The sequence below is a fragment of the Alteromonas sp. DY56-G5 genome (genome assembly GCF_041414725.1).
GTDB lineage: Bacteria > Pseudomonadota > Gammaproteobacteria > Enterobacterales > Alteromonadaceae > Alteromonas > Alteromonas macleodii.
This window is the reverse complement of sequence record NZ_JANHZQ010000075.1, coordinates 1-10,363: the sequence shown is the minus strand read 5'-3', so window position 1 is coordinate 10,363 and position 10,363 is coordinate 1. Positions and strand designations below refer to the sequence as shown.

General features: G+C 40.3%; 8 protein-coding genes. 6 read left to right on the top strand and 2 right to left on the bottom strand.

The genetic code is table 11. The features are described 5' to 3' along the window. Window positions 1–222 precede the first annotated feature (222 nt). A complete protein-coding gene (locus tag NO989_RS20930; RefSeq protein WP_014997010.1) occupies window positions 223–1,038 on the bottom strand; it encodes a hypothetical protein in 816 nt (271 codons plus the stop codon). Window positions 1,039–1,099: 61 nt separating this feature from the next. Further along, window positions 1,100–1,471 carry a hypothetical protein gene (locus NO989_RS20925; protein ID WP_231506386.1) on the bottom strand — a complete coding sequence of 124 codons (372 nt, stop codon included), beginning with the start codon at window positions 1,469–1,471 and terminating at the stop codon, window positions 1,100–1,102. Window positions 1,472–2,669: 1,198 nt separating this feature from the next. On the opposite strand from NO989_RS20925, the gene NO989_RS20920 reads away from it, so the two are divergent. The 6 genes from NO989_RS20920 to NO989_RS20895 all read left to right on the top strand — a co-directional run bounded on the left by NO989_RS20920 (window position 2,670) and on the right by NO989_RS20895 (window position 10,106). After that, window positions 2,670–3,026, top strand: coding sequence for a hypothetical protein (locus tag NO989_RS20920; RefSeq protein WP_231497909.1), 357 nt, complete (start codon window positions 2,670–2,672; stop codon window positions 3,024–3,026). A 44-nt stretch (window positions 3,027–3,070) separates the two neighbouring features. Next, entirely contained in the window at window positions 3,071–4,351 is a 1,281-nt protein-coding gene (locus tag NO989_RS20915) for a TolC family protein (RefSeq protein ID WP_015066027.1), read from the top strand. Between the two features lie 2 nt (window positions 4,352–4,353). After that, window positions 4,354–5,535 (top strand): efflux RND transporter periplasmic adaptor subunit, encoded by a 1,182-nt coding sequence (locus NO989_RS20910; protein WP_020742699.1) that lies wholly within the window; start codon window positions 4,354–4,356, stop codon window positions 5,533–5,535. A gap of 15 nt (window positions 5,536–5,550) precedes the next feature. Further along, window positions 5,551–8,658 carry an efflux RND transporter permease subunit gene (locus NO989_RS20905; RefSeq protein ID WP_012516886.1) on the top strand — a complete coding sequence of 1,036 codons (3,108 nt, stop codon included), beginning with the start codon at window positions 5,551–5,553 and terminating at the stop codon, window positions 8,656–8,658. Window positions 8,659–8,701: 43 nt separating this feature from the next. Beyond that, window positions 8,702–9,580 carry a cation diffusion facilitator family transporter gene (locus NO989_RS20900; protein WP_012516887.1) on the top strand — a complete coding sequence of 293 codons (879 nt, stop codon included), beginning with the start codon at window positions 8,702–8,704 and terminating at the stop codon, window positions 9,578–9,580. 283 nt (window positions 9,581–9,863) lie between these two features. Next, a complete protein-coding gene (locus NO989_RS20895) occupies window positions 9,864–10,106 on the top strand; it encodes a DUF3955 domain-containing protein (protein WP_014978032.1) in 243 nt (80 codons plus the stop codon). Window positions 10,107–10,363: the final 257 nt, after the last annotated feature.

Below are 10,363 nucleotides of genomic sequence, written 5' to 3'. Positions count from 1 at the left end.
TAGAGTTTAAAAATTAGGCAGGTGATGCTGCGGCTTAACTAAGCGTTAAACTGCGGGACTTATTCGCAGTTTCCCTAAGGCTACTAAAATAGTTGCACTAGCGGTAATAAAGGATCCTAAAATCTTAAGTTCTATCATGTAACTCTCGTGCGATAAACTCATCAACTAAAGATGCTAACAAATGCAAAATTAGTTTTTGTTTATGAAGTAGATTAATAAGTATCAGCAATTTTGTAATACTGTGAAGATAGCGTTTTGCGCAGACTCTCTAAATTCACGACCAATTCTTGGTGTGTATGAAGGGTGGGGGGCTGATATTACAGTTGTTTTAAAATCGCCTTTTTGCAGGCTACCTACTGAAAACTTGAACGTTACTTTACCTCTCACTTCGTGATGCTGTATGTCTGTTAAGTTTGAAGAGTGTAGTAGCCAATTCTTTGATGATGGGCTATTAGAGCTCTTGGGAACAAGAACAACTTTTGGCTTGAAGTACTCGATTATCTGATTGTTCAGCTCGTAAGAAAACTGAATAGCTCTCTCTAAAAGCGCTTTATCGTATTTAGCCAACTGAGAAGTGAAGCTTTTAAAATCCTTACTTCCCCACAGCACTATGTTAGCCATGAGCGTTTTGTGTTCACCAAACCGCTTGTTGAATATCTCTGAGTAGAATTGCCACTTGTTGTTTGGCTTGTTAATAGGATCCCACAATGGGACATTCGCACCTTCGCTATTTTTGTACGCTTCGCTGAAATTGTCGTTCATGGCTTGTTGCACAAAACCCTCGTAGTGGGAAGGGGAGGAAGGAGACAAAATAGCGTCGAGAGATTCAGGAACATTAGGATTTGAGCCTAACCAAATTACATCAACTGATTCGGCATTGAGCTTACTTAATACTTTTGCTGTCTCGATTTCCCCGAAGATAGAGCCTCTAAACGGTATCGAATAAGAGCCTGTACCTCTCTTGAGCGCTTTATTTTCTTGGTTTTCTACAAAGTCAGAAATACTATTGTTTATTACTTCAAATATATTCAACGTCATGTCCTTATGATTTGCTTGCGTATTCTTTACAAAGCGACTTTTTAACTTTTTCGTAAGCTTTTTATGAACTAAAGATACGGTAATGCTTGTCTAGCTTCCAAGTGCATTGACTCGGTATTAGATTAAATTTATCACATACCAAGGTTTGAAGCTCAACGCTCTGTACCACTTTTCTGTCTGCATATATTTTAAAGAACTTTGAGTTTCCAGAGTAGATTACTCTACCCCTGCTGACTTCTTGATATTCAACAGCAATGAGCTCAGGAAAACACGGAAGGTATATTCTATGCTCTTCCCACTCTACTAAAAGGCTAAAGTCACTGTCATAGAGTGAAAGGCTATCAGGCTCTGTACTATTCAAAGGCATTGCTTTAGCAAGTACAGTCGACTTGTAGACCCAAAAAATACCAATATGAGGCAGCTTAGTTTTCATCTTGTATATCTCCAACATGTTGACGTCACCCAACTGTCTTGACAGAGATTTACAACCCTTTAATTATTTTAAATTTGCTGCTGAAGTGAGCGCTATTCGCTTGCATGATATATCGTAGTCAAAAGAGGAAAGCTAACTTCTTATCTCTACTCGAATAGGTAACGTTAATGTGCATTAACATGAACTATTTAACATGAAAGTAACTCTGCTACGGTTCTAGATCAGAAAGAGAATTATCACAATTATTATAGTGCCCGTTCATAGATTTCAGTCATCTGTGGATCCTCTTCAGATTTTTAGGAAACCTCCTCTAAAGAAGCTTGCTATGCCAGGAATGAGTGGTTGTTAACAAACAAAGTATACTTCAGAATTCATACTCGAAGCGGTATTACTCTGCTAGAAACCTGATATTATTGGTCGTCAGATTGCTTTAGATATTAGTATTTTTCTTAGTCTACCTAACTGCTGAAAACATCATGCTGCGCAATCTAAAGATAAAACACGTAAGAGCAGTGATCCCCGTTGTGACGCGGGGATAGCAGATTAAAACATGAACTTGCCAAGGTCAAAAAATGATCGGCATTTTTACGCGAGGCGACAACGTTTTTAGCCAAAAAGTTACAGTAAGGTATCTAGCGATATCGAGTTTCCGATATGCCTTTCTACTAGTCTATTGTACCGTTTATTCGAAAATGGAGCCTTAGATGATTTGGTGAACTCAAAGAAGCGATGCGAACCACCTTCATGCTCATAAGCATAGCATCACGGTTATAGCATGAGCCAGATAATATTTACTTTGTTGTTCATTGATGCGCTCACTGTAAGGAGATCAGATAGCAATTGGAAAAGCTACCTCTTGGGTCAACGGTGATTTTATCTTTCAGTATTGGACTTGCTTTTACACTTGTTTTAGGGGGTATTACAGGTTTTGGTACGAGCGAGACGCAATAACTGTGACAGGCTTATTGAAAATGCATTTTGTATTCTCCTATTCCTTCGGTGTACTTATTTTACATTGCCGGATTATGTATGAGCAGGCTTCGCAGTAGATTTCTGTTTTTCTGACAAGATTTAGCAACTTAATTGAAATACATGGCTTTTTAATACAGAGTTCCTCTTGTGAATCAGAAAGCTGACCATTTAGGCATTGACTACAATCATATTTTAAGAGAACATAGATTGCCAATAGAGGAATCTTGTGTTGAAAACGAATTACCGCATTAGCAAAAATCTAAAAGTGGTCTTAGCCGCTTTTTTGTTGTGCGCACAATTTTTGTTGATTGTGACTGACGCGTTTTCTATTGAACAAGACCACTTGTTTAGCAATGAATTATGTACTGAAAATACATTAATCGAACTGTCCGATGCTTACGATTTAGATGCGGGAAGTGATTGTGACCATTGTTGTTCTTGTCATGGTCATTTTACACACATAGCTTTTTACTTTGATATTGAAAGCTCGTTTCTAAAAAAGTCTCCCAATTTAGTCTCAGTTTATAGTGAAGCTACACCTAATCGTTTCATTAACCAAATAGAGCGTCCTCCAAGAATTTAATCCCTGTCGTTTTTCGTTTTTTCAACTGACTAGGATTATATATCATGAAAATTTCACAGTTTCCTGTGCGCAAACTTACGCGCGCCGGGATATTGACTAGTGCATTGATGCTATCTCAAGCCAATGCATTGGCAGAACAAGTAACTTTAGATGATGCAGTTCAACTTACTCTCAACCGTCATCCAAGCTTGTTGAAATTCAGACCTCTTACTAGAGCTCTTGAGGGAGATCGCCAACAAGCTTTGCTTTCTCCAGCTTACACCGTAGGTGCTAATCTAGAAAATGTGATGGGCACAAGTTCTACTTCGGGAGTTCAAGCAGCAGAAGCAACCATCTCTCTATCTTCAGTGTATGAACTTGGTGGAAAGAAGAGTGCAAGAACACTGGTTGTGGATGCCAGAGCTGCCCTTTTAGATTCAGAGCAGTATTCAATGTCTCTCTCACTACTTGGTGGGCTCACTCAGCAGTATATTCGCGTTCTGGCACAACAGGAGCGTCTGCAAATAGCTGAGCGAAGTGTGAGCTTAGCTGAAGATGCTCTTACTGTGATCACTAATAGAATAAAAAGTGGTGCAACGAATGATGCTGAATTGTTCAGAGCTAAATCGGCTTTAAATCAAGCGAAATTAGAACTTGCGACAGCAAAGGTGAATAAAGAAATAGCCCTGCAATCTCTCACACTATTCTGGCAGGGCAATTATGAAGATATCACGCTTACTGGTTCTTTAAATTCACCCGCTAAAAATTATTCCTACGAAACACTTTTTAACCAATTCTTATCATCATCGAATGCGGATTTACTAATTAAGTCACTTGACCTGAAGGACGCTGAAATTCAGTTGGCTAAGTCTGATAATACCGCAGACCTATCTTGGTCTGTTGGTGTTAGAAGGAATCAGGGAGCTCAAGATACATCGTTAGTTTTTGGTGCCTCAATTCCACTATTTGCTGAGAAAAGGAATTCGGGTGCAGTCAAATCTGCAATTGCTAGTAAGGAGGCGGAGTTATTAGAGCGAGACACCAAGTATCTCGATGTAAAAGCGATTCTATTTAAAGCAACGAAAAGCATAAATTTTAGTTCACAGGCAGCATTGCACCTGGAAAAAGAAGTAATGCCAGATTTGAAAAGAGCATTGGAGCTGACCAAGGAGGGCTATCAAAAGGGAATTTACACTTATCAAGAATGGTTTGCTTCACGTGATGCACTTCTCCAATCTCAACGGAGTCTCATCAACTATCGCGAAGCCACCCTGCTCAATGAAGCACTTATCGAACAATGGACAGGGCAATCTCTGAAATCATTCACTTTCAATCTCCAGGATTAATTATGCTAAAGCAAATTTTATTTTTATTTCTTATCGGCACTGTGACATCTATCGCGACCGCAAGTGAAGATGTCACCAATTCAAATGACAACCAAAATATATTCCAGAAAGGTAACATCGAAATAGAAGTAAGTATCGATGAAAGCCCCGAGGGCTCTGTAATTATTGCCTCGACTTTTGAAGATGGGAAGCCATTTATCCCTGATTCCTTTTCTATAGAGCTACAGAAGTTAGGTTCAAGCTCAGAAAAATTTGAGTTTCAAACTTCAGAGGGGGTTTTGCGGTCAATAAAAGCTCTGTCTGAACCTCATTCTTTTAGGGCTACTATTTATCTGACTGACAAAAGACGAAAGTATTCCTGGGAGTGGGAAAACTTCGAGGGAAGAACACAGATCTCAAGAGCATTAACTGAAAAGTTTCAATTAGCAACCTCCGAAGTTCAGAGTGGGACCATTGAAAGACATATCGAATTGTTGGGTACTCTTGTAATTCCACCCAAGAACAAGGCTGAAGTTAATGCGCGGTTCTCGGGAGTTGTAGAAACTCTCGCTTCGGATGTTGGTGACAGCGTGAAGGCTGGCGATGTAATTGCAAAAATTCAATCAAATGACAGCTTACAAACCTACATCGTGAAAGCGCCAATTTCGGGTACGGTAGTAAGTCGAAATGTTAATGTTGGGCAGTTGGTTACCAGTGAAACGCTTTATAAAATAGTCGACGCTGAAACGCTTTGGGCAGAATTGAAAGTATTTCCATCCAAGAGGGATACAATAAAGCAGGGCTCTTATATCCACATAAAAAAAGGTTCCCGACAGCAAGATGCAAAGGTCAAATTTCTCATTCCGTCAGGTTCACTTGAACCTTATCAGATCGCAATTGTTGAAATCACTAATACCGAAGGAGAATTCTCCCCCGGCGATATGGTTACAGGTGTAGTTGATGCTCAGAAAGTCGATGTTTCGCTTCGCGTTGAGAATGAAGCTATCCAATCAATGGATGGTAACTCAGTTGTATTTTTAAACGATGGTAACACGTTTCAAGCTGTCCCTGTCGAGCTGGGTATAAAAGATGACAACTTCACTGAAGTAAAGCGTGGCTTAATCGCTGGTCAAATTTACGTATCAAAAAATAGCTTTCTGATAAAAGCGGATCTTGAAAAATCCGGTGCCTCTCACGCTCACTAATCCTGGAGACGATAAATGATTGATAATATTATTCGTCTTTCAGTAGAAAGACGCTTTTTGTTTCTTGTTCTTGCACTAATCTTAATTGGGATCGGCGTTTGGAGCTACCAGCGATTACCTATTGATGCTGTACCAGATATTACAAATGTACAGGTTCAGATTAACACCAAAGCTCCGGGGTACTCACCATTAGAAGCTGAACAACGAATAACATTTCCTGTCGAAACAGCACTATATGGCTTGCCTAACTTATCCTATACACGTTCTATATCGAGGTATGGTCTTTCACAGATTACTGTTATTTTCGAAGAAGGAACGGATATCTTTTTTGCCCGAAATTTAATCGACGAAAGACTTGCTAACCTTAAAAGTGTTTTACCTGATGGCCTTGAGCCAGAAATGGGGCCAATCGCAACAGGGCTTGGCGAAATTTTCGTATATACACTGGAAGGGAAAGATGGAGCAACGTTACCCGATGGCTCGCCGGTCACACCTATGGCTTTAAGAGAGGTACAAGATTGGATCATTCGACCACAGTTAGCCCAGGTTCCGGGAGTAGTAGAAGTAAACACTATTGGAGGTTATGACAAGCAATATCACGTCAATCCCGACCCTGTAAAAATGCTGGAGATGGGAGTCTCGCTTAAAGACATTTCTGAAGCACTATATTTAAACAATGATAATGCTGGAGCAGGCTATATTGAGAAAAATGGCGAGCAACTTCTTGTTCGCTCTCCAGGTCAATTGACAGGGATAAAGGATATCGAAAATGTCGTAGTAGGAAAAAAAGGATCTGTTCCTGTTCTAATAAAAGATATTGGAACTGTAGGCTTGGGTAAGCAGCTGAGGACCGGTGCCGCTACAAGAAATGGTAAAGAGACAGTGATGGGAACGGTCATGATGTTGCTGGGAGAAAACTCAAGGGAAGTTGCAGCTTTAACTGCCAGTAAATTAACTGAAATTCAAAGATCGTTACCAAGCTGGGTAGTTACTGAACCCGCCTATGATCGAACTACACTGGTCGACAAAGCGATAAACACTGTGCAGAAGAACCTGCTGGAAGGAGCATTACTCGTAATTGTCATATTATTTTTACTACTAGGCAATATTCGAGCGGCTCTTATTACGGCTGCGATCATACCTATTGCTATGATGATGACAATCACTGGAATGGTCCAGAGAGGTGTTTCGGCAAATCTGATGAGTTTGGGGGCTTTAGATTTTGGTCTGATTGTCGATGGCGCTGTCATCATTGTTGAAAACTGTATTAGGCGCTTATCTGAAGCCCAACAGCATCACGGCAGACTTCTTCAACTCAAGGAACGTCTAGAAGAAGTGAAAATAGCAACGATTGAAGTAATCAGGCCCAGCTTATTTGGAGTCGGGATCATAACCGCTGTTTATCTGCCTATTTTTACTTTAACAGGCGTAGAGGGAAAGATGTTTCATCCCATGGCAATAACAGTTGTTATCGCTCTTATTGCGGCAATGATTTTGTCACTGACGGTAGTGCCTGCAGCGATCGCAATTTTCATGGGGGGAAAAATCAGTGAAAAGGAGAGTTTTTTAATACGTTGGGTGAAACTGGCTTACGAACCAGCACTTAGGGCTATTCTTAAATTTAAAGCTGCTGCTCTTGGGGCTGCACTAGCGTTTGTTGTCTTCTGCGGATGGTTGGCAACAACACTTGGGTCTGAATTTATTCCTCAACTGGATGAAGGTGATGTCGCTTTACAGGCTTTACGCATAACGGGTACCGGTCTAAACCAATCAATTCAAATGCAAGAATTACTTGAAGGTGCGCTGTTAGAAATTCCAGAGGTAGCGGTAGTCTTTGCGAAAATAGGTACACCAGAAGTCGCTACAGACCCAATGCCTCCTAATGTAGCCGATAGTTTTGTAATACTTAAACCTCGCTCAGAATGGCCTGATCCAGCTAAATCTAAATCGGATCTAGTGGCTGAAATTGAATCAGTCGCCTCAAAGCTTCCCGGTAATAACTATGAATTTACCCAACCAATTCAAATGAGATTTAATGAATTGATTTCCGGCGTAAGGGCTGATGTTGCAGTCAAGGTTTTCGGTGATGACTTAGAGCAATTGTTGGATTCTGCAAATAAGGTTGCTGAGATCGCTGAGTCGATACAAGGTGCCTCAGACACCCGAGTTGAGCAAGTTGCCGGCCTTCCTATGTTGTCCATATTACCAAAACGAGATGCTCTCGCAAGGTACGGTCTTAACGTAGCAGACATTCAAGCACTCGTTTCAACCAGCATAGGGGGTAAGGAATCAGGCATAATCTATGAAGGCGATCGTCGGTTTAAAATTGTAATCAGATTATCTGAAGAGTTGCGTACAAATATTGACAAATTAGAGAGCTTACCTGTTCGTGTCGGCAATAGTTTTGTACCGCTTGAAGAGGTAGCCACTCTCGAGTTAAAGCCGGCGCCTGCACAGATCAGCCGAGAGAATGGAAAGCGCAGAGTTGTCGTAACGACTAACGTACGAGGAACCGACCTAGGAGGATTTGTCGTTGATTTACAAAAAAGACTTAAATCCGATTTAAAAATGAAGGAAGGATATTGGTTAGAGTTTGGTGGTACCTTTGAACAACTGGAATCCGCCAGCAAACGGCTGACTTTAGTCGTTCCGGTTACGCTTGCGTTGATAGTTGGCATACTCATTATGGCGTTTGGGTCTGTTAAAGACGCATTGATAATTTTCACTGGTGTACCACTAGCCTTGACTGGAGGAGTACTGGCACTCTGGATTAGAGATATGCCTCTTTCAATTTCTGCGGGAGTAGGCTTTATCGCTTTGTCCGGGGTCGCGGTTTTGAATGGACTAGTGATGGTCGCATTCATCAGACAACTCTGGCAGGAAAATGGTGATATTTATACTTCAGTAATTCGAGGGGCCATAATCCGGCTTCGACCTGTTTTGATGACTGCGTTAGTGGCCAGCTTAGGCTTTGTTCCCATGGCACTTAATACAGGAACAGGTGCTGAAGTACAAAGACCGCTCGCCACTGTAGTCATTGGGGGAATTATATCGTCAACTTTACTGACACTGTTTATATTACCTGCGCTTTATCAGCTCGCACATAACAAACGCAACTCTTAATCAAATTTTACGCCCGGTATGTTCCGGGCGCACCGGAGCCTCTATGACTCATAATCATTCAAATAGCTCAAACAAAATTGGGTGGGCTTTTCTATTAAATTTCAGCTTCACAATTATTGAATTTATTGGCGGCTGGCTAACGAACAGCACTGCTATAATGGCAGATGCTGTTCATGATCTCGGCGATTCAGTTTCTATTGGAAGCGCCTGGTGTCTCAATAGGTTAGGAGAGAGAGAGGCCGATGAAAATTTCACATATGGGTACAAGCGACTCAGCCTGTTAGGGGCATTTATTAACGGAGCCGTACTTATCCTTGGCTCAATCTGGGTATTATCAGAAGCCATTCCTCGAGTATTAGACCCGGTCGTTCCAAATACAGAAGGCATGATATTACTTGCGATTCTAGGTGTCGCTGTAAACGGCTTTGCTGTGTATAAACTCCAGGGAGGAAATACCCTAAACGAGAGAGTGTTGAACTGGCATTTATTGGAGGACGTTTTAGGCTGGGTTGCTGTATTAATTATTGCCATAGTAATGCAATTTGTCGACTGGCCAATTTTAGACCCCCTACTTTCGATTGGCTTTACGCTTTTTATATTGTTTAATGTAATTCGAAACTTATTAGCAACCTTAAAATTATTTTTGCAAGGTGTTCCAGAGAAAAACTTATACAAACAAGTGTTAGATGAACTCCGGAGTGTTGATAGAGTTGAATATATCCATGACTTAAAAATTTGGTCACTTGACGGAGAACACAATGTTATTACTATACGCGTTGGCAGTGCCTTAAAGACAGTTGAAGAATACAAGTTATTGAAGCTTGATATTTATGATAGCTTGGCCATGTTTGACTTCAGTTACAGCACAGTTGAAATAGAGTTTACTGACGAGCATTCTGCAGTTAATGAGGAGGTGAGATGAAATTCCATTACTCATTAACAATGATAGTCGACAGTAATTCAAGTTTTAATACTAAGCTAAAATTTTATTTGTGACACATTGTCTACAATCATGACTATAGATTTTCATGGAACTTTTTAGTTTGTTCCCCTCATGATTAAATTTTTTGTTAAACTGTAAGGAGAGTGTGATAGATAATAATGCGTAACTAAAGTGGTAAGAGGCAAGATTGAACACGTACCTTCGACATCAACGTTTCTTTCGTGCTCTTACGAGATGTTGAAAATAAAATATAGAGACATTAATGAAATTTATAAGTAACTATAAGATGAGCTTCTTATTTTTTATTAGTGGTATTTTGTGTTTAATCGCTTATAACATAAAAGGCTCGAGTATAGATGAAAATGGTTTTTTGGTTGAATCGTTTGGCTTCATTCCTATATTTTGGCTGTTTGAGCTGATGGCATCGCTGACTTTTGCTTTCACTTTCATTAAACTTAAAAAAATCAGCGAAAGTAAAAGCACGCGAAGAACTTTTTCTAACTGACAATTTTGCTTTGCGATTTGCTATGCAACTCCTGGCTAGTAATTGAAAACTGAACCTAAAGGTTGTTGGGTATTGCCTTTTAGTTATATCAGACTTTAACTTCTTATATTAAAGCTCGCTAATTATTGGCTTTCTATTCTTTTATACACATTGATGAATTTGCATAGTTGGACCCATGTCGGGGTTCTAGGGATTTTCCCCTCTAAAAAGACTTAATCCTCTGTAGACCACACCAATAAATGGCTGCGGAGGTGGGT

Bases quoted from the DNA above. Each gene is read 5' to 3' on its own strand.
- NO989_RS20910 (WP_020742699.1), top strand. From the start codon at position 4,354: ATGCTAAAGCAAATTTTATTTTTATTTCTTATCGGCACTGTGACATCT.
- NO989_RS20925 (WP_231506386.1), bottom strand. From the start codon at position 1,471: ATGAAAACTAAGCTGCCTCATATTGGTATTTTTTGGGTCTACAAGTCG.
- NO989_RS20905 (WP_012516886.1), top strand. From the start codon at position 5,551: ATGATTGATAATATTATTCGTCTTTCAGTAGAAAGACGCTTTTTGTTT.
- NO989_RS20915 (WP_015066027.1), top strand. From the start codon at position 3,071: ATGAAAATTTCACAGTTTCCTGTGCGCAAACTTACGCGCGCCGGGATA.
- NO989_RS20930 (WP_014997010.1), bottom strand. From the start codon at position 1,038: ATGACGTTGAATATATTTGAAGTAATAAACAATAGTATTTCTGACTTT.
- NO989_RS20900 (WP_012516887.1), top strand. From the start codon at position 8,702: ATGACTCATAATCATTCAAATAGCTCAAACAAAATTGGGTGGGCTTTT.
- NO989_RS20895 (WP_014978032.1), top strand. From the start codon at position 9,864: ATGAAATTTATAAGTAACTATAAGATGAGCTTCTTATTTTTTATTAGT.